The following is a 19,314-nucleotide window of genomic DNA, read 5'->3' on the forward strand; positions in this document are numbered from 1 at the left end:
AGGAACCAAGGAGGTAGGACACGGTTCTCGTTAAAGAGTAGTGATTACGTCATCCATGTTTAGTCGCGCTTTTGGTAGACCGTGGTTGTAGTCTTCGCCGTCTTTGTGGTAGCCGATTGCTAGTGCAACTTCACATACGTGACCGTCTAGTTCTGCTTTGAACTCTTCGCCGATCAGTGTTGGGTCAACACCTTCCATCGGAGTAGAGTCGATACCTAGACGCGCTAGTGTGTGCAGTAGGTTACCAAGCGCGATGTAAACTTGCGCTTTAGTCCAGCCGCCGTTGTAGCCGTTCTCATCTGTGTTTGCTTCAGCAAATGCGTAAGCACCCATGAACATGTCGTACATGTCTGCTGGTAGGTGACCAGAAGTCACTTCAGCATCAACACGCTTCGCGAATTTCTCTTTAGTGAATTTTGGATCGTACGCTAGCAGAATAGTGTGAGATGCTGCTTTAGCGTGCGGTTGGTTGAACTGGTGCATGTTAGCAAACGTGTCATGGAAACGCTGTTTCGCTTCGTCGCTCTCAATTACGATGAATTTCCAAGGCTGAGAGTTGATAGAAGACGCAGATAGGCAGATTGCTTCTTTGATGATTGCCATATCTTCTTGAGAGATGCGTTTCTCTTCGTCGTATTTTTTAGCTGTGTAACGGTTGTTTAGGTCTGTAATGATTTGATGAGACACGTTTATATCCTCTTAATATTATTAGACAAATGAGGATGCGCTTAGCATCGACAACCATGCGTACCTCGAAAGTGAGTCCATAATATCGACTTTTATCGAATTGATAATACGTGTTTCGTTTAAATCACTTTCTATTTTTTATTGAAAATCGAATTTGAACGCCTAAAGGGCAGATTGGTATTCTCCGTACGCCGACGTTCAGAAACCGCAGAAACCACCAACGAGCTTGGTAGGATTATCAAATTACATTCATAATGAAAATAGATAAGTTGGTTGGAGGCTAGGGTATGAACGTAATCGAGGTTTTTAACGACAGCTACGAACGCTGCGTAATCCATGAGGACTTCTTTGATTTGTTCTATGAGAACTTTTGGTCGAAAGGTGAAAACTTCAGACAAAAGTTCGATGGCGTGGACATGAAGAAGCAAATCCGGATGCTTAAAGGGTCTATCGTGTTTGTGATGATGGCAGACACCTCTGTAGATGCTCGAGATATGATGAGGAAATACGGCAATAAGCACGGACACAATAATATTGGCGTCGCCCCTGAAGACATTGATGTCTGGTTTGAAAGCCTGTTAGAAACCGTCGCCCAATGTGATCCTGATTTTGATGAAAGGGTGGAGTACGCGTGGCGGCACTGCTTTGAAACTGGATTAGCAATTATGAAGAAAGAGTGCACCGATGCATAAGTTCAATCAATGGTGAATTCGTAAAGGGAGTAGAACACAGCTACTCCCTTTTTCCTTTTTCTACTTTCCTCTATAGCGGCTACTACGCTTAATCGTTCCCTTCTTCCAACTCTCCCTGATTCTTCTTCACAGCTTTGGCGATATCGGAGACCGCTTCGACGAGGTTAATCGGCATTGGGAAGATGATGGTTGATGTTTTGTCTGTGGTGATTTCAGTGAGCGTCTGCATGTATCGAAGCTGCAACGCGTTTGGTGCTTTATTTAGCATCTCGGCGGCTTCTCTGAGTTTGTTGGAGGCTTCCAACTCACCAGTTGCGTGGATGATCTTCGCACGACGGTTACGCTCGGCTTCGGCTTGGCGGGCAAGGGCGCGCACCATGCTGTCGTTAAGGTCGACGTGTTTCACCTCAACCGTTGCTATCTTGATACCCCAATCGTCAGTTTGCTGGTCGAGAATGGATTGCAGATCTTTGTTGAGGCGTTCGCGTTCAGAAAGCAATTCATCCAATTCATGCTGACCAAGCACAGAACGCAACGTTGTCTGCGCAAGTTGGCTGGTGGCATCGCTGTAGCTTTCGATGTTGTTGATCGCCATTTGTGGGTCGACAACTCGGAAGTAAACCACGGCATTGACTCTGACCGATACGTTGTCACGGGTGATTAAATCTTGAGTCGGAACATCTAATACGATGGTGCGTAAGTCGACACGAACCATTTGTTGAATGAAAGGAATTAAGATGATCAAACCCGGTCCTTTTACTTCTTGGAAACGACCGAGGAAGAACACCACGCCACGCTCGTACTCACGCAGCACCTTGAACATTTGCGTTGCCAGTGCAACCAATAAAACAATGATAACAGCAATAGTGTAGAGCATCATAAGCGCCTCCTATTCCTTAGGGCGGTCACTGGGTTTCACGGTTAAGGTCAACCCTTTTATGGTTACCACGGTGACGTGGTCTCCTTGTTTGAGCTGTGCGTCAGCCTTGGCTTGCCACAAAGCACCATCCAGTTGAACAAGCCCAGTTCCATCGACAAAATCATCGCTCACAACAGCTAGTTTGCCCGGGTAGGTTTCTAGTCCGGTGGTGGCTTTTTTACTGCGAATTTTAAGAAGCAAGCCAACGGTAATAACGATTAAGCCAGCAGAGAAAACAGCGATACCAATGATTAATGGCAGAGCGATTTGGAAGCCGGGGATGTCGCTGTCCATCAGGAAGATGGAGCCGAGAACAAACGCAACGACACCACCTAAGCCGAGTACGCCAAAGCTCGGGTTAAAGGCTTCAGCAATCATTAGAGCAATGCCGAGCAGCAGTAACCCTAAACCAACGTAATTCACAGGCATCATTTGTAGGGCATACATGGCGAGCAACAAGCATATCCCACCGAGCACACCTGGCAAACCGATGCCAGGGTTGTAGAACTCTAATAACAGCCCGTAAATACCAATCAGCATCAGGATGTAAGCCACGTTAGGATTTGTGATCACCGCCAACATCTCGGCACGCCAGTCGGGGACGCGCTTGACCCACGTTGGGTTATCTAACGTCAGCTTATATGGCTTGCCGTTCACTTTGACCTCTGTGCCATTGATGGTTGTGACCAAGTCTTCGGGAGAGTTAGCAATGTAATCAATAACGTTTAACTCTAGCGCTTCTGAAGCGTCTATGTTTGCAGCTTCGCTGACGGCTTTCTCTGCCCACTCTGCGTTTCTGCCATGCAAGCGAGCCAAGCCTTTGATATATGCTCTGGCGTCATTAATGACTTTCTTTTCCATTGCGGTTTTAGCAGGCACTTCATCAGAGTTTTTGCCTGATGATTCATCATTCGATTCGTCATTGTCTTTGTCGTCGGCACTCGAAGGTTGCTGTGGTGCACCGCCTAGTGAAACGGGAGTAGCTGAACCTAAATTGGTGGCTTCTGCCATCGCAGCGACATGACTAGCCAGCAGAATGTAGGTGCCAGCGCTGGCGGCCCGAGAACCTGACGGACCAACCCAAGTTGCAATGGGTACGGAAGAGGTAGTGATGGCGTGAATGATGTCTCTCATTGAGCTATCAAGTCCGCCGGGGGTATCCATTTTTAGAATGATGAGGTCGACGCCGTTTTGCTGAGCTTCTTCAATCTCTCGCGACAGATAATCACTCAGAGCAGGACCAATCGCGCCTTTGACAGGCAATACCCAAACGGTGCTCGCTAGCGCTTGGCTGGCAAACAAGAGTAGAGGAAGAAGCCACAATCGTATCTGTTTCATACAGCCCTCCTTGTGTTACCACTGGGACTTTTTGAAAACACTATTTAAAGTATAGATACGACTAGGTGAGAGGATAGATTTATCCTTCGCAACCAAATGTATAAGCAAATGTACAAAGGTGGGATGTTCGCTGTGTTAAACACTTTGTCACGTAATCTGGGTTTTCATGCGTTGTGGTTCTTCAGAAAACCAGTAAACTGCGAAGAATCAACGACACTCAGACAAGAAGTTAAGTGGGAAGTTATGATGTTAATTGCGATTCGATTGGTGAAGCTTGCCGTTATCTGTGCAGTGTTCTTCACTATCTACGATTTGATTGCGTTCGGTGAGGTGACTTGGATTAATCGTTTCTTCAACCTGTAATCCGAAATGAAAGGGGCATCGAGCCCCTTTTTGCTGTCTAGTTTGCCAGTTCTGGTTGCGTAGGTGGAGTGTTCACCACAGACATCTGTTGACATCGATCTTGAGCCAGAAACAGAAACTTGTCGTAGCCGCTTTTCTCAAGCTCTTCACTAGAAACCAATTGCTTCACAATGTTGTCGCAGCGCTTGATCAGCAGTTCGACCTCTAATGACGAGCTGTTGCTCGGAAAAGCACGTGTTAGCACTTTGATGATGTTAATACACACGGTTCTTAGTAGCGGACAACGGGCTTGAAGCTCAATTAATGCGTCGATCAAAGCTTGGTAATCTTGCTCAGCTGCGCGAATCTTCTTGTATTGTTCTTGCATCCAAGCTTGGCGTTCCGCGTTGTCTGTTTCTAAAGAACGACCAAGAGCAATTTTACTCGATAGAATCGTATCGCTTGAGTCGGTTTGTAGGTTTTCAAAACACCAAGTGATGGCTTGAGAAAACTCAGATTCGAAGTTCATCTCATGCAATAACCAAGCGAGATGAAACTGCGCATAAAAGTGAGCGAAAGGCTTACGACGATACAAATCACTGAGTACTTTAAACGCTGCAACGTACTGGTTTTCCTCAATCGCAATGTGCGCGGCAATCAAATCCAATTCGTCTTTAATTGCTTTGTTTTCTGGGCCATTAGTGATGGATTTAAACAAGCTTTTTGCCTGAGCAAGTAAATCCTCACGACCTTCTAGTTTTCGCACACAATAAAGCAAAATTCGGATCAAATTCAGCTTAGAGAAGGTGTTGTTGCGATAGGTATCTTTGTTGATCTCCATGTACGCGTGATAGTGCTGTAATGCTGAGTGATAATCGTGCTCTGCTAGGCACAAGTTAACGATCACCAGTTCACGTTCTGAATTGCCTTCAACTAAGCTGTTTGCTAGCTCTAAGTGTCTGATTGCACTTGGCACTTCACGGTTAAGCATGTTGAAGTTCGCGGCACATTCACGAACTTCAACATTGTTAGGAGACTCTTCTAGCAAGGTACGTACTAGACGTTGTGCTTCGTCGTTTTCACCCAGAGAAACCAGCGTGTTTGCCAAGCCGATTTTTGCCCAGTTAACGTCTTTGCGCTCGATGACTTGTTCGTAGACGATTTTGGCTTCGTGATGCAGCTTTAGGCGCGTTAAGAAATCGGCACGGAACTTCTCAATGATGAAGAAGTATTCTGGGTGGAAGGGGGCTAACTCGTCGCACGCCTCTAAGCCAGCGTGAGCATCGTTCTTCAGCTCTGCTTCATAGATGGCTTGTAAGGTGTTTTTACGCTTTACTGCGCCCGAAATACGCTCTTTTAACGTGATTGAGTTAAAGGGCTTAAGTAGATACTCGTCGGGCTTGAGCTCAATGATCGCACGCACGATAGTAGCAGAGCTTTCCCCTGTTACCAGAATAAATACTGTGTCATGGCTTAAGAGCTTAAGGTGTTTTAACTCTTCAAAGAGCTGTTTGCCGTTCATGCCGCGACCAAAGTTATAGTCACAAATGATCAGATCAATGCGCTCTTGATGGGCGATTGAAATCGCACCCTTAGCAAGACGAGCGGTGAAAATACGTTTGTCAGAGAACCCAAGTTTGGTCAGCATGTTACGTAATGTGAGCACTACGATAGGCGCATCATCGACAATGAGCACATTGTATTGTGAGAAAGATTTGGTATTCATTTCAAAGTGATTCATCAAACAAAATCTAAGCGGCGAGGGCAGACCATATGCCACTTAGATTGAATTAGAACAAAGCTTCCAGTTGCTCAAATGGAACAGGACGGCTGCGCACAAAACCTTGATACAGATCGACGCCAATTTGACGAAGATAGTAAAGCGTTTCATGGTCTTCGACGCCTTCGGCTACCGACTTTAATCCCAGTGACTTTGCCAGCTGTAGGCTAGAGATGGTCAGTTGTTGGCTCTTAAAATTGGTTAGCGCGTTTTTGATGAATTGGCGATCAATCTTCAATTCCGTGTACGGCAAAATCGCCAGTTGGCTGAGAGAAGAGTAACCCGTCCCAAAATCATCAATCGCCAAACCGACACCTCTTAGGCGCAAGTTAGCTAGGTTGGCCAATGAAACTACGTCTGAATCGTAGACCTCATCTTCTGTCAGCTCTAGCGTCACTCGTTCTGGAGCGATCTGGTATTGGTCGCACAAACCGAAAAATCGTTCGCTCATCGGTTGTTTAAGCGTCTTTTGGTTCATGTTGACCGACAAACTCACGCTTGTGTTGAGTTTTGCCAAATCACGCAATGCGTTTTCCAAAACCAACCAAAACAGTTTATCCAGCTCATTACGGGTGTGGATCTCACTTAAAAACTGAACCGGAGCTAACACGCCATGTTCTGGGTGAAAGCAGCGCACCAACGCTTCTAGCCCAACCAAACGGTTATCGACTACCGAGTATTGCGGCTGGTAGTAGTTATGAAACCAATCTTGTTGGAACGCGGTATCGATATCTGTTGAGTTCATCAGCACAGGTAGCGCAACGATTTGTTCTTCGATGGTGTACTGCTGGAAAGCCGTTAATATCTGGCTCAGCTGTTCACAAGAAATCGGTTTAGTGAGTGCGCGTACAAAGTCATAGCCTGCCGACAAACACATGTTGTAAGTGATTTCGACCACATCCTGATTCATTGCACTCAAAATCACCACACCTTTTGGACGCGTTTCTTTCGACAGCGTGCACAGCAAGTCGACGCCATTGATATCGGGTAGGTCGATGTCGCAGAACATCAAATCTACAGCTTGGTTGGTGCAGATTTCGCTGACCTCAGAGCCACGATGTACGATGGTGATTGAGCCATTAAAAAGACGATTAAGCAGAATCTTGAGATTGGTTGCTTGTAGTCGGTCATCTTCAACAATCAAAATGTTCAATTAGTTGTTCTCACTCAAATCTAGCCATTGTTTTGTGGTGGCTATGATGGTTTCTAATTCGTTAAGTAAAGCCGTGCGCGCTTGCTGTTCTTGCTCTGTACCTATCAGCGCTTCACATTGTTGGGCACTGTGCTTCAATTGAGTCAAATTCAATGCCGCAGCAGAACCTTTAATTCGGTGCGCGACAGACTTAAGGCTCTCTTCGCCTGAGTGAATCAATGCGATGTCGTTACTCAGCGCTTCGCACACCACGTGTGCCATTTCTGCTTTTTCTTCATGGTGATAGGCATCCAACCAGTCACTTTGAGTTTCGCTAGAGAAGGACATCGCCAAATACTGCTCACACAAGGCTTTGAGATCGTCCAAGTTATAGGGTTTGAACAAGACTGATTCCATGCCGTTTTGCTCCGCTTTCTCAATCACATTGCGAGAGTTTTCTGCTGTACAACCCACAACGGGTAGAATGGAAAATTCGCTGCTCGCTTTGAGTTTTTGTGTTAGTTGATAGCCATCCATATCCGGCATATGGCAATCACTAATTATCAAACTGATTGGCGCGAAAGCATTGTCGTCTTGAGCCTGTTTCAACAACTCAATCGCCTCACTCCCACTCGCTGCCAATTGGCAACACACACCAAGCTTTTCAAACTGGCGCTTAAACAACAGTCGGTTAATGGCGTCGTCATCAACCACTAAAACTCGACCTTGCCATTGGCAGGTTGTCGGTTGTGTCCAGTGATTTGGCATCGTCGAACTTGTGTTCAGTTTTTGCTGAATAAGGTCAGGATAAACATTGGAGTAGTGCGGTTCTGGCTCAATGACATGATGCTTGAGTTCAAACTCATCGAGTGTTACCTGCCAAGTGTTTAGCCAACGTTGTATCTGTTTGTCTTCGGTGTAAATCGGTCCCATTCCCGTTAGGTCGAGAGGTTGGCTGGTCATTGGCAAACGCACGGTAATCTCTGTCCCTTTGCCTTGTTTACTGTTCACCTCTATCGTGCCGGTCATGATGTCGACCAGTTTTTTCACAATAGACATACCAAGACCTGTGCCCCCAAAACGTCGACTGATGCTCTTGTCACCCTGAACAAATGGTTGGAATAGGGCATCCAATTGAGTCTTGCTCATGCCACATCCGGTGTCTTGCACGCAGAACACAAGCTCATTCGTGTAGACGTGAATGTTCACGCTGATTTTGCCTTTGTCTGTGAACTTAACGGCATTACTCAGTAGGTTGTTGATGATCTGGTTAACGCGCAGCCAGTCGAGATTCACCAAAGCATAAGGCGTCGGCTGCCAATTCACTTCAAACGCTAAAGCCTTTTGTTCTACTGCTTTTTCAAAGCTACGCAAACTTGAGCCAAGCTCTTCATAAACATTGCCACTGTGCACATCCAACTGAAGCTGGTTCGCATCCACTTTCGAGAAGTCTAGAATGTCGTTTACGTGCAGCTGCAAACGCTCAGCCGACAACATCGCACTTTTCAGTAGTTCTTTGCTTTCTGGGCGATCGAGGTCTTGTTCCAACAGTTCCATCAGTCCGAGCATGGCAGCGATAGGGGTTCTCAGTTCATGGCTGATCACCGCGAGAAAGTGCTCTCGTGCCTCAATCGCTTGCATGGCTTTGAGGTTGGAAGCTTTCAATGCACACTCTTTCTTTTTCAGCTCAGTGATGTCATCAAATACCGTCATATGGAAGCGTGTCCCTTCTTCTGGATGAAGGAGAGACTGCCTTCTTACTCGATAATGCTTTTTGCCAAGAGAGCAGAGCGTGGTGACGATTTCATCCGGTACTGGGTAATCCGTATCCTTGGTTAGCTTCAAAACCAGCTCGCGTTGTTCATCTGTGATGTTGCTGTCGGTATTGCATCGTTGCAGCATCGACAAGTACGGTTTGTTGGCTAAGATTTGCTGGTGGTTATCATCCGAGATAAAAATCTTATTAGGGATATGATCAAGCACCGAAGACAACCATCGGTTTTGTCGTTGACGTACTTTGGTCTCGTACTCTTTACGCTTGATCTTGCGTGTCAGATGTCCGGTTCTCAGAATGTAAATCAGTACGGAAACCAACAGCACACAGACACCGACTAGCGCCCAAATCACCACGATTTCTTTGTCGACACCATAATGGACGGTGACTTTGTCATGACGCTCCATGAGCTGCTTTAACTCGGCGTCTGTGGTGATTTTCAACACGGTGTTCAACACGCGGCGTAAGAACTCAGAGTCTTTTCTTAGCTCCATGCCCAACTTTATTCTCAGTTGAATATCCTTAGGAGGCTCAACTGAGACGAATCTAACGCCCTGGCTATCATAGAAGTGATTGTCGATAAGGCTTTGATTTACAAATGCATGGGATACATCACCTCTTTGCATCGCATCGATTAAAGAATCAAAGTCGCGATATACCAACGCGTACTGATAATTTGGGTAGTCGAGAAAATGTGGGTAAAAGTTTCCTGAACGATCGAGGATAGCAATCGAGTTTTTGGTGTTTTTACTTAATGACTTAACAAAACCATATTGGAGAACACTAAGAGATCTAGTGGTGATGAAACGTTCCTTGTCCGTTAGCTTAATATTGCGCGCTGGCAGTAGGTCGACGATCTTCTCTTCCAACATCAAATCCAAATCACGCCCATTGGCTGGCACGTATTCGAATTTGATCATGCTTTTTTGCTCCATTAGCTTAAGCAGATCATGAACATAGCCTTTGAGCTCTCCTGTTTTAGGGTCGAGGTAAGACAGTGGATACACATTATCTTGAATTGTGTAGCGTACCGTCTGATGACCTTGCTGCTGCTCAAGAATATCGAGCATCAATTCATTGTGCAGAATGTTGATGTTGGCTTCGATGTGAACACGACTGTGTTTCGATTCTTTCGAGTGTTTGATGTACTTAGTGATGATGTCCATCAACTGAGTGGACTCTTTTCCGGTAAAAATCGTTACTTCTCCCGGAGTGAGGGATTTGTTGTACACGACTTTACCCGTCAGTTCACCTTTCGGGTTTTTGAATCCATAAGAGCTCAGCGTCGACAAACCGACCACGGCAGCATCAGCTGCACCACTATTCAGCGATGCCGTCATCATCATGTTATTACGCACAGAATGGACGTGTTTAAAGCCAAGTACATCAATCTGGTCACACGCACTTGAATCTTGCACACATACCCATTTGAGCTCGTCTAGCGGGGTATTCTCTAATGCGCTGTCACGCAACCAAACCAGTCTCAATGTGTGAAATATTGGATCAGAGTACAGGAAACGTTCTGCGCGCTTTTTGGTTGCAACAAAGCCAACGGTGAGGTCTATCTCTCCGTTCTCTAAACCATCGAATAGTGTATTTAACGTTCTATACGGGACGTACTCTGCCTCAATGTTTAAGTCGTGCAGCATGGTCTCTGCGTACTCGATATTGATGCCTTCTTTTGAGGCAAGATCACCCCAGTAAGGTAGCCAATCTCCCTCAAGTACACCGACTTTTAATGTGCTTTGATTGTCCAGAAATGTTCTGTCTTCTGCGTTTAAGAAATCACGAGCAGATGCATTGAATGACAGAGTGGTAAGTAGTGCAGCAATGAATGCGAACAGTTTCACTATTTTATGTTTTCCAGCCAAGAACCGAATTCAAAATGGGGCGGAATCGTATAGGTTTTCACCGCGTTCTCCAATCAAGGTTGTTTGTCTTGTCGACAACATACGCTTGATATACAACTCGATGAGTTCAGAGAGGATCAGGACGATTAATTATCAATAAGTTATGAGAGGAAGCTCAATATCCCCACGAGCCGTAATGGAAAAAAACTTAAAAGCAACTAAGTTCATATTAAGAGGCTAGGTAAGGACACCCAGAATTATGAACAAAAGGCTTACCACAAAAGGGTTATGTGGATGTTTGATGATAGGTTTTAGTGCTTCGGTTATTGCTGGTGCAACGCATGATGACGAAGTGAATTTTCAGTTGGTGCAACCAATTGATGGCGAACCTAATATCGACACGGATCTAGCTCGAGTTGGTTGGCACTTGTTCCGAGATCCAAACTTATCTTCCAACGGGACTATCAGTTGTGAAACCTGCCATGATCTTTCAACTAACGGTGCAGAACCAACCGCGGTTTCTACTGGCGTGAATGGTGTCGGCAACCGTAACTCGATTACTGTTTTTAATGCGGCTTTAAATTATCGTTTTCTTTGGGATGGCACAGCGAACTCTTTGATGGCTCAAATCGACGGTCCGGTGCAAAACCCGTTAGAGATGGATTCGAACTGGCAGGACATAGAACAATATGTGAAGTCGAAACCTTCTTACCAAGATCTATTTAAGCAAGCCGACAATCGAGCGATCACAGTTAACAACATCAAAGGTGCCATTGTTGAGTTCGTTAGAGGACTGCAAACGCCAGGCGCGCCTTTTGATTCTTATTTACTCGGCTACTCCCACACTTTGGATGAACAAGCAATTCGGGGTTGGAATACGTTTCAAAAAGTCGGTTGCGTTCAGTGTCATCAAGGTAAGAATGTCGGTGGTTCAATGATTCAGCGCTTTTCCTACTTCCGAGCCCAAAATGAAAGGCTCGATACAGGGCGTCACTTAAGAACAACGGATGGTGAGGATAAGTACTATTTCCGAGTCGCGAGCTTACGTAACGTGGGGCAAACCAGTCCTTACTTCCACAACGGGCAAGTCGATGAGCTTTCCGAAGCCATTCAGATCATGTCGCAAACCCAACTGGGAGTGACCATGAGTGACGACAAAGTGGCAGACATCGAAGCGTTCTTAAATACGTTAACGGCGCCGAGACCCGCGATTTTAGAGGTGTTTGAAAATGAATAAATTCCGATTACTCAACGCCTTTCTTTTCATCGTTATTGCAGCAATGATGGTGCTGGCGTACATGACGCATGTGAATTCCAAAAACACACATGGTCTACATACTTCGTTATCTGAGATTGGTCACCATTTGATTGAGTCTCGTGACAGTGTCGTGAATCGTTACTCTTTGAGAGAGCGAAAGAACTACGAAATCACCCAAAGCTTGGTGGAATTAGAGATTGCCGCCGAGAATTTGTGTACGGATTTCAAGCAATCCATTTGGTTTAGTTTCACCCCAACCAAAACGCGCGTGCAAAACATCGTCGCCCAATTCGATGGCAAGGTACGCGATGCGACGCAGACGCTAGATATGTTGGTTGGCGTTCAAGTGGCAAACCAATATGAAATGCACACTCTGCACAACATTTATAAGCAGCAGTTTGAAGTCACCAATGAAGATGCTTGGCTCGAACAGCATTATTTTGAATTCTTGACCAATGCCGCCCTAGAGGGGGAGAACGCGCAAAGCCAAAATATCGCCTTATTCCTTGATCGATTGCGAGAGAGCGAACGCAAAATTGAGTTGCTCACCAACAAGATTTTGGAGAGTCACTATTTTGAATTTGTTGAATACTCGGAGCATCAACTTTTAGAGATTGCTCAGCGTGAAGCAAGGCTTACGTGGGTGTTCGTTCTGTTATCCATTATCTCTTTGGTAGCGGTATTTGTGCTGCAAACTCAGCACCGTGTGAACAAGCTGAAGCAACTCAATGATGACTTAACCGAAGCCACAGAAAAAGCGGAGCGGGCGGCGAAAGCCAAGTCACAATTCTTAGCAACCATGAGCCATGAGCTAAGAACGCCAATGAATGGGGTGTTAGGTATTTCGCAAATCATCGCCAGTGAGACCAAGGAGAAGGGGACGAAAGAGCACGTTCAGGTGATTTTGGACTCTGGTCAACATCTGATGACGATTCTTAATGACATCTTGGATTTCTCCAAAGTTGAAGAGAATAAGTTGGAGCTTGAAGCCGCACCATTCAATTTACCCCAAGTCCTCACGCCAGTTTGTAGTGCGATTCAGCCTTTAATCGAAGAGAAAAACATTCAGCTTTACGTCGAGAACGAAGTACCAGAAAACATCGAGTTTAATGGTGACTGTGCGCGCATTCGACAGATCCTGTTTAACCTTGCAGGTAATGCGGTCAAGTTCACCAGTGATGGGCATGTACTGATTCGAGCAGAATTGGATGAATCAAGAAAGCGCTTATTGCTGTCTATCAACGATACGGGCATTGGTATTCCGGCGGACAAGCAAGACCGTATCTTCAACTCCTTTGAGCAAGCAGATACTTCCACCACACGTAAGTTTGGTGGCACAGGGCTTGGTTTAGCGATTGTGAAAAAGCTAACAGAATTGATGGGTGGTGAGGTCAAGCTTAAGAGCGTAGAGAGCATTGGTACTCAGTTTTTAGTCGAACTGCCAATACCTTGGGAAGAGAAGGCGTTACCTAAAGCGGCGGATACCAAAGTTAAAGTTCAGCGCGAAAACAAACGTAACCTGCACATTCTTCTAGCCGAAGACAATCGGGTCAATGCGATTGTGGCGAAAGGGTTCTGTGAGAAGTTAGGGCATACGGTCGAGATTGCTGAGAATGGTCTAATTGCGACTAAGAAAGCACAAGAGAACCAATATGATTTGATTCTTATGGATAATCACATGCCGGAGATGAACGGGGTTGAGGCGACCCGCTTTATCCGCGAAAAACTTGGCGTGAATACCTTATTGTTTGCTTATACCGCCGATGTATTTAGAGAAGCGCACGATAACTTCATTGAAGCAGGGGCGGATCATGTACTGACCAAGCCGCTGCAACGAGAGAGTTTTGCTGACGCACTCAAGCAGTTTGCTTCGCGTTTGCCGACCCAAGGTGATGATGCAACAGAGCAAGCTGACAATATTGTTCAATTGCACCGTGAGCCGATTGAGAAGCTTAGACTGACTGAAGAGGAACTGACTCACTCAGAAACGGTCGAGATCCTCAAGCAGGAGCCAGAAGCCTTGGTGGATTTGTTAGAAAGCATAGTGAATGACTTTGAGAAGTCGGTCGACGAGTTGATTGAGTTCTTTATGGCGGAAGATCTTGAAGCGCTCCACTGCACCTTACATACCACCAAAGGCATGGCGTTAAACTTAGGTTTGGATACGCTAGCAAATCAAGCGCTTGAAATTGAAACCCAAGTGAAAAACAAACAAATTCCGGATATTGAACAACTGCAAAAGTTGATTAACCGATTGCAGGTGAATGTGCATCAAGGGCAACGTTTGATTGACCAATCTCGCAAACAACAGGCAGACACAAATCAGGTGATTTAATGGCTTAGCGCACGTATTTCATCCCCGCTCTTGGGGCACGCCTTGTACTGTGGTTTACTTGGGGCTCTAATTTATGGAGAGTCGCCTTATTAGGCAAAACCCCACAGCACAAGGGATGGTAATGAGTACACACACCGCAGTTATCCGATGGCAGCGCCAGACCAACGAAATCTTTAGCGACAATCAATACAGCCGAGCACACGTCTGGCAGTTTGACGGTGGCGTTACCGTTCCTGCATCCCCATCTCCTCAAGTTGTTCCGCTACCACTTTCGGTAGAAGAAAACGTCGATCCAGAAGAAGCGTTTATTGCTGCGTTATCGAGTTGTCATATGTTGGTTTTCCTCCCTATTGCCGCTAAGCGTCGCTACGTAATTGATTCGTACGTGGACGAAGCAATTGGGGAACTGACGGCAGGAGAAAACGGCAAAGAGTGGGTTTCTAAAGTTGTGCTGAGACCACGCATCGTTTTTTCTGGAGATAAACAGCCGACACGTGAACAGTTAGAAAAAATGCATCATCTGGCTCATGAGAACTGTTTTATCGCCAATTCTGTAAAGACCGAAGTCGTGACCGAAATTCTCGATTAGTGTCGTTTAGATTATTTCAATATTGACAAAAGTCTCTCCTCAATTATGGTTACAGCAACAAAAGTGAGGTAAGACGATGTTAACGCGTTCCGATGATCTAGAAATCCTATTAACGGTTGTAGACTGTGGTGGCTTTTCCGCTGCGGCAGAAGCATTAGATGTGCAAGTGGCAAGAGTCTCTCGTTCAGTCAGTCGTCTTGAACAGCAGCTTGGCGTTTCTTTACTAAACCGCACCACACGCCGCGTTGAGTTAACCGATGAAGGTCGCCGTTTTGTCGAGCATGTGCGCACTGCAATGCAGTACATTCAGCAGGCGGAAGAGTGCATTCTCTCATTAGGAGAAACACCTCAAGGGACACTGCGTGTGGATGCCGCAAGCCCATTCGTCTTCCATCAACTTGTTGACCTGATTAAACCTTTCCGTGAAGCCTATCCGCAGATTGAATTGGAGCTGAAGTCCAACGAAGGTTTCGTTGATCTATTAGAAAAGCGTACAGATGTGGCGATCCGTATCGGTAAACTGTCTGATTCTACTTTGCATGCAAGAGCATTGGGTAAGAGCGAGTTGTATTTGGTTGCCTCACCGGATTACCTCAAACACAGAGGGATTCCACAAAAGCCAACTGACCTTGCTCATCACGACATTATCGGATTCACTGAGCCGAAGACCCTCAACAAATTGCCATTAAAAGGCGCACCAGAGATTGAGCCTAATTTGCTTTCCAGTAACGGTGAGACCATTCGTCAATTGGCGCTAGCAGGCAATGGCATTGCGTGTTTGTCCGGTTTTATGGTGCGTAAAGACATGGAAGAGGGGCGCTTAGTGCCGGTATTGGAATCGGATAAGATCACCAATACTGGTCGTGAACAGATCAATGCGGTTTACTACAAATCTTCATCTGTCTCATTGCGTATTTCCGCTTTCCTTGATTTCATCCAACCCAAGTTAAAGCTCTAATTAACCGTTCAATGGTTTGAATATGGGTGACTGGTTTCACATTTCAGCTCATTTGAAGCCAAGAACTGAACCAATGTTGTGCAGTGGCGCAAACTGTTTGTTGTTAAATTAATGTTAATATCGAATGGTGTGTCATTGATTAATAGCGAGCATGGATGTGCAAACGCCTTTGAATCCCTTTATTCAAGCGAATGGATTACCTCAATTTGGTCATTTAGCATCGATTCCCGAATCGCTTCAGTTGGATGCGTTTCAGTATCTTAATGAGATGGACCAGCCTGCATCGAGTTGGCGAAAGCGATTCGACTATAAGCAGTTCCAGTTCGTCTCGATCGTGACAGAGAAATACATCATTGGTGTTGCGATTGCCGATATTCGCTATTTGGCGTCTGGCTTTTGCTGTGTGTTTGATACAGAAACCCATGAGCTCGTTGAGCAGCAGTGGCTAAAACCGCTCAACATGGGTTATCAAACACAACCTTCTAGTTGGAACAGCCAAGCCTATCTCGCTAATGATGACATTCAATTCAAGATTGAAAACGGACTCTGGCACATACAGCTTTCAACAGACCTTATTCAAGCTGATTTGAGGTTAAAACCTGAGTCAGAAAGCTTGCCTTTGATGCTCTGCACGCCAACCGCGTATTCCGGCTGGACCTACACCCAAAAACACAACGCGCTCGCTGTTCAAGGTGAAATGAGTGTGAAAGGGCAACCACAAGATTTAACCAACGCAGTCGCTGGGTATGACTTCTCTGCCGGGTATATGCGACGGGAAACCAGTTGGCGATGGGCGAGCATTAATCATTACAGTGAAGACAAACGGATAGGGCTGAACTTTGCTGCTGGAGTCAACGAAACCGGACATTGTGAAAACGTGATTTGGATTGATGGCGAACGGCATTTGATGCCACCTGTCCAATTCGAATTTTCTCGCCTGCATCAAGAAGCGTCATGGCGAATTACGTCACAAGACAAGCGCATCGACCTGATCTTCAAACCTAAAAATCAGCGTTCAGAGAAAAAGAACTTCTGGTTTTTGAAGAGTAACTTTCGTCAGTTTGTTGGTTACTTTTCTGGCTATTTGATTGATGGCAATGGCATTAAACACGAACTTGAAGAGGTGATGGGACTCACCGAAGATCACTACGCGAAATGGTAGGAACGGACTATGGAATGGTCACAAATTACGGAACATCCTGATTTATTGTTGATGTTGCTCGCGCCAATATTTTTTCTTTGCATTGCTGCAGAATATTGGTTTGGACAGCGTGGTGGAAGATTACCTGAGAGCGCCCGATATTACTTACCCGAAGTGGTGTGTAACTTTGTATTGGCTGGGCTTCATCAAGCGACAGATATCTTAACAGGGCTGCTTATCGCCAAGCTGTACCTATGGTGGTTTGGTTGGCGTTTATTTGATATCGAGATGACGGTTTCTACCTTCCTGTTACTCATGGTCTTACAAGATTTCTTCTATTACTGGTTCCACCGAGCAAGCCATCGTATCCGTTGGATGTGGGCAGCACATGTGGTGCACCACAGTTCTGAGCGCATGAACTTCAGTACCGCATTTCGTCAAAGCCTAATGTACCCATTGGCAGGCATGTGGTTGTTCTGGTTGCCACTGGTCATTATTGGTTTTGATCCTAAGTGGGTGGTGTTTGTTGTTCTGCTCAATCTCGGTCTGCAATTCTTTGTTCATACTCAGTCGATTCGTTCTCTTGGCCCTTTAGAATGGGTCTTCAATACGCCATCTCATCACCGAGTTCATCATGGTGTGAATCGTCAATATATCGATAAAAATTACGCTGGTGTGCTGATCATCTGGGATCGCATGTTCAGTACATTCGAGCCAGAAGTTGAAACGGTTCGTTATGGCATTTCAAAACCTGTTAACAGCTTTAATCCTATTACCGTGACGTTTGCGGAATGGAAAGACATGTTCAAAGAAGTGACTCGTCCTAATTTATCTTGGCGTCAGCGCTGGCGGTGTTTGTTTGCACCTCCGTCTGACACCTTGGAATAGCCGTTTCTTATGATTAACTAAACGCCATACTATTTATTCTTGACAGCATTCGGTAATGTTGTTTTAATGCGTACGGTGTTTTGTAAGTTTTAAGGAACGGACGATGACATTTAATCGAGTTTTCTCAATTGTAACGATGACCGCCGCTATGCTCGGCTCTGGGTACGCATACGCAGCACCTGCTTTTAGTGCAGATCAGCTGTGTAAAGCAGGGTTAGCAATGGCGATAGATAAGCAGCCCCGCGGGATTAAAACGGCGGGAACGTCAGGGCAACGTATTTTTCTGGCTTTGAAAAAAGGCAAAAATGATTGGGGTTATCGCTGCACGGGAAATCGTCAAAATCGTACGTTAAAGATTGACGCTAGAGACTTGAAGCGAAATGACAAATACCTTACTCAAGCCATACGTTATCGCGTCAATGAAGGGAAGCGATCGGTCGAAGTCACCATGAAGAAACGCGCTGGTGGCGGGCTGAAAAACGACACGTTCACGACACTTCAGTTGGATTAACCCCAAAGATATGGGGAACATTATAACGAAGACGCGCCCCTGTATTTTGCAGGGGCTTTTTTATGCCTGCAGTTTGAGGTAGCAAATACAAGAGATCGATTACAGCCACAGCGTGATAGCAGTGAAGTAAGAATTTAAAGGGTAGGTTTGGGAAATCTGAGAAAAAGATTAGCTTAAGGGAAAGCTTGGAGCGGGCAGCGGGAATCGAACCCGCATCATCAGCTTGGAAGGCTGAGGTAATAGCCATTATACGATGCCCGCGCATCGATAGGACTCATTCAATATGCCAGATTAAATTCAAAAGAAAAGTCTTTTTTGCTCAATGAGTTGCTTAATGAGCAAATAAATACCAATTCGCTCAAAAAGCGCGCGATGGCGTTGGCGATAGGTAACTCCAAATATCGAACCGTTTTCTTTCTCAGGCAGTTATTTACTCTGTTCTTCGTCTCTCTCGCGTCTTGAATTTGAACACTTGGCATTCATGGTCAAGACTAAATGTTGAAATGATTCAATTTTTTCCCACACACGTAAAAACGAATACCACCATTTGCCGAGAGAGACCGGCACGATAATACAGAGGAGAAAGGGTATGTGGAAAGGTTTACTGGCAACACTGTTTGCTATCTCGGTAACGGCTTGTACAACGGTGACGACAGACGTCGACAAGCAAGCGGATTTCTCATCCTACAAAACGTTTGATTTTGGTGAGCAGTCTGAAACTCCAACCAGTTTGGACGCACGAAGAATCGAACAGGGATTGGCTGCTCAACTGGAATCAAAAGGACTGTCGCGCGAGCAAAGTGGCGGTGACCTTTATGTGCATCACGACATCATCAAAGAGTCCGAATTGGTGTCATCGGGGTCTAGCTTTAGCGTTGGTTACGGATGGAACAGCTTTGGCGTGATCACTTCTAGCCCTGAGCGCTATAAAGAGAAGAAGTACGGCAAGCTTGTTGTTGAACTTGTTGATACCAAAGCTAACCAAGTGGTGTGGAAGGGTGTCTCTAGCCGCAAGCTAACCGAATCAATGAGTACGGAAAAGCGTGAAGAGCTAATCTCGGAAGAAGTGATGAAGATGTTTGAAAACTACCCTTACGGTAAGAAATAGCTCGGCTCAAGC

Annotated in this window: 16 protein-coding genes and 1 tRNA gene; 10 read left to right on the forward strand and 7 right to left on the reverse strand. The window is 45.6% G+C overall.

Features of this window, described 5'->3' with window-relative positions; all coding sequences use genetic code 11:
• Positions 1-30 precede the first annotated feature (30 nt).
• Complete coding sequence (locus ATB78_RS16990) at positions 31-687, reverse strand: NAD(P)H-dependent oxidoreductase (RefSeq protein ID WP_061009401.1); 657 nt, start codon at positions 685-687, stop codon at positions 31-33.
• A 287-nt stretch (positions 688-974) separates the two neighbouring features.
• On the opposite strand from ATB78_RS16990, the gene ATB78_RS16995 reads away from it, so the two are divergent.
• Positions 975-1,379, forward strand: coding sequence for a hypothetical protein (locus ATB78_RS16995; RefSeq protein ID WP_041060632.1), 405 nt, complete (start codon positions 975-977; stop codon positions 1,377-1,379).
• A gap of 88 nt (positions 1,380-1,467) precedes the next feature.
• On the opposite strand, the gene ATB78_RS17000 is transcribed toward ATB78_RS16995, so the two are convergent.
• The gene (locus tag ATB78_RS17000) at positions 1,468-2,259 is read right to left on the reverse strand and encodes a slipin family protein (RefSeq protein ID WP_061009403.1); all 792 of its coding nucleotides are present in this window, start codon (positions 2,257-2,259) and stop codon (positions 1,468-1,470) included.
• Positions 2,260-2,268: 9 nt separating this feature from the next.
• Positions 2,269-3,636, reverse strand: a complete 1,368-nt coding sequence (locus tag ATB78_RS17005; protein WP_061009405.1) for a nodulation protein NfeD — start codon at positions 3,634-3,636, stop codon at positions 2,269-2,271.
• A gap of 96 nt (positions 3,637-3,732) precedes the next feature.
• On the opposite strand from ATB78_RS17005, the gene ATB78_RS17010 reads away from it, so the two are divergent.
• The gene (locus ATB78_RS17010; RefSeq protein WP_061009408.1) at positions 3,733-3,999 is read left to right on the forward strand and encodes a hypothetical protein; all 267 of its coding nucleotides are present in this window, start codon (positions 3,733-3,735) and stop codon (positions 3,997-3,999) included.
• Between the two features lie 37 nt (positions 4,000-4,036).
• Here the strand turns inward: ATB78_RS17010 and ATB78_RS17015 are convergent, their stop codons facing one another.
• From ATB78_RS17015 to ATB78_RS17025, 3 genes are all read right to left on the reverse strand, one after another.
• Positions 4,037-5,704 (reverse strand): response regulator, encoded by a 1,668-nt coding sequence (locus tag ATB78_RS17015; RefSeq protein WP_179947007.1) that lies wholly within the window; start codon positions 5,702-5,704, stop codon positions 4,037-4,039.
• A 64-nt stretch (positions 5,705-5,768) separates the two neighbouring features.
• Positions 5,769-6,911, reverse strand: coding sequence for an EAL domain-containing response regulator (locus ATB78_RS17020; RefSeq protein WP_061009412.1), 1,143 nt, complete (start codon positions 6,909-6,911; stop codon positions 5,769-5,771).
• On the reverse strand, positions 6,912-10,514 hold the full coding sequence (locus ATB78_RS17025; protein ID WP_061009414.1) for a transporter substrate-binding domain-containing protein: 3,603 nt from the start codon (positions 10,512-10,514) through the stop codon (positions 6,912-6,914). It lies immediately after the preceding gene.
• A 259-nt stretch (positions 10,515-10,773) separates the two neighbouring features.
• Here ATB78_RS17025 and ATB78_RS17030 point away from each other — a divergent pair, with 259 nt between their 5' ends.
• The 7 genes from ATB78_RS17030 (at position 10,774) to ATB78_RS17060 (ending at position 18,194) form a co-directional block, all read left to right on the forward strand.
• Entirely contained in the window at positions 10,774-11,751 is a 978-nt protein-coding gene (locus ATB78_RS17030) for a cytochrome c peroxidase (protein ID WP_061009416.1), read from the forward strand.
• Complete coding sequence (locus ATB78_RS17035; protein WP_061009418.1) at positions 11,744-14,107, forward strand: ATP-binding protein; 2,364 nt, start codon at positions 11,744-11,746, stop codon at positions 14,105-14,107. The genes ATB78_RS17030 and ATB78_RS17035 overlap by 8 nt, the downstream gene beginning before the upstream one ends.
• A 121-nt stretch (positions 14,108-14,228) precedes the next feature.
• The gene (locus ATB78_RS17040) at positions 14,229-14,696 is read left to right on the forward strand and encodes an OsmC family protein (RefSeq protein WP_061009419.1); all 468 of its coding nucleotides are present in this window, start codon (positions 14,229-14,231) and stop codon (positions 14,694-14,696) included.
• A 76-nt stretch (positions 14,697-14,772) separates the two neighbouring features.
• Positions 14,773-15,654, forward strand: coding sequence for a LysR family transcriptional regulator (locus tag ATB78_RS17045; RefSeq protein ID WP_061009421.1), 882 nt, complete (start codon positions 14,773-14,775; stop codon positions 15,652-15,654).
• Between the two features lie 151 nt (positions 15,655-15,805).
• On the forward strand, positions 15,806-16,816 hold the full coding sequence (locus tag ATB78_RS17050) for a DUF2804 domain-containing protein (protein WP_061009423.1): 1,011 nt from the start codon (positions 15,806-15,808) through the stop codon (positions 16,814-16,816).
• A 9-nt stretch (positions 16,817-16,825) separates the two neighbouring features.
• Entirely contained in the window at positions 16,826-17,683 is an 858-nt protein-coding gene (locus ATB78_RS17055; RefSeq protein ID WP_045483255.1) for a sterol desaturase family protein, read from the forward strand.
• A 103-nt stretch (positions 17,684-17,786) separates the two neighbouring features.
• Entirely contained in the window at positions 17,787-18,194 is a 408-nt protein-coding gene (locus tag ATB78_RS17060) for a hypothetical protein (RefSeq protein WP_061009425.1), read from the forward strand.
• Positions 18,195-18,380: 186 nt separating this feature from the next.
• Here the strand turns inward: ATB78_RS17060 and ATB78_RS17065 are convergent.
• A tRNA-Gly gene (locus tag ATB78_RS17065) sits at positions 18,381-18,455 on the reverse strand.
• A 328-nt stretch (positions 18,456-18,783) separates the two neighbouring features.
• Between ATB78_RS17065 and ATB78_RS17070 the strand changes: the two genes are divergently transcribed.
• Complete coding sequence (locus ATB78_RS17070; protein ID WP_061009427.1) at positions 18,784-19,302, forward strand: DUF4136 domain-containing protein; 519 nt, start codon at positions 18,784-18,786, stop codon at positions 19,300-19,302.
• Positions 19,303-19,314 lie beyond the last annotated feature (12 nt).

Origin of the sequence: Vibrio sp. CUB2 (genome assembly GCF_001557945.1) — a bacterium.
Taxonomy (GTDB): domain Bacteria; phylum Pseudomonadota; class Gammaproteobacteria; order Enterobacterales; family Vibrionaceae; genus Vibrio; species Vibrio owensii.

Coding starts and splice junctions, on each gene's coding strand:
- ATB78_RS16995 (WP_041060632.1), top strand. CDS start 975: ATGAACGTAATCGAGGTTTTTAACGACAGCTACGAACGCTGCGTAATC.
- ATB78_RS17000 (WP_061009403.1), bottom strand. CDS start 2,259: ATGATGCTCTACACTATTGCTGTTATCATTGTTTTATTGGTTGCACTG.
- ATB78_RS17005 (WP_061009405.1), bottom strand. CDS start 3,636: ATGAAACAGATACGATTGTGGCTTCTTCCTCTACTCTTGTTTGCCAGC.
- ATB78_RS17010 (WP_061009408.1), top strand. CDS start 3,733: ATGTATAAGCAAATGTACAAAGGTGGGATGTTCGCTGTGTTAAACACT.
- ATB78_RS17015 (WP_179947007.1), bottom strand. CDS start 5,704: ATGAATACCAAATCTTTCTCACAATACAATGTGCTCATTGTCGATGAT.
- ATB78_RS17030 (WP_061009416.1), top strand. CDS start 10,774: ATGAACAAAAGGCTTACCACAAAAGGGTTATGTGGATGTTTGATGATA.
- ATB78_RS17035 (WP_061009418.1), top strand. CDS start 11,744: ATGAATAAATTCCGATTACTCAACGCCTTTCTTTTCATCGTTATTGCA.
- ATB78_RS17040 (WP_061009419.1), top strand. CDS start 14,229: ATGAGTACACACACCGCAGTTATCCGATGGCAGCGCCAGACCAACGAA.
- ATB78_RS17045 (WP_061009421.1), top strand. CDS start 14,773: ATGTTAACGCGTTCCGATGATCTAGAAATCCTATTAACGGTTGTAGAC.
- ATB78_RS17050 (WP_061009423.1), top strand. CDS start 15,806: ATGGATGTGCAAACGCCTTTGAATCCCTTTATTCAAGCGAATGGATTA.
- ATB78_RS17055 (WP_045483255.1), top strand. CDS start 16,826: ATGGAATGGTCACAAATTACGGAACATCCTGATTTATTGTTGATGTTG.
- ATB78_RS17060 (WP_061009425.1), top strand. CDS start 17,787: ATGACATTTAATCGAGTTTTCTCAATTGTAACGATGACCGCCGCTATG.
- ATB78_RS17070 (WP_061009427.1), top strand. CDS start 18,784: ATGTGGAAAGGTTTACTGGCAACACTGTTTGCTATCTCGGTAACGGCT.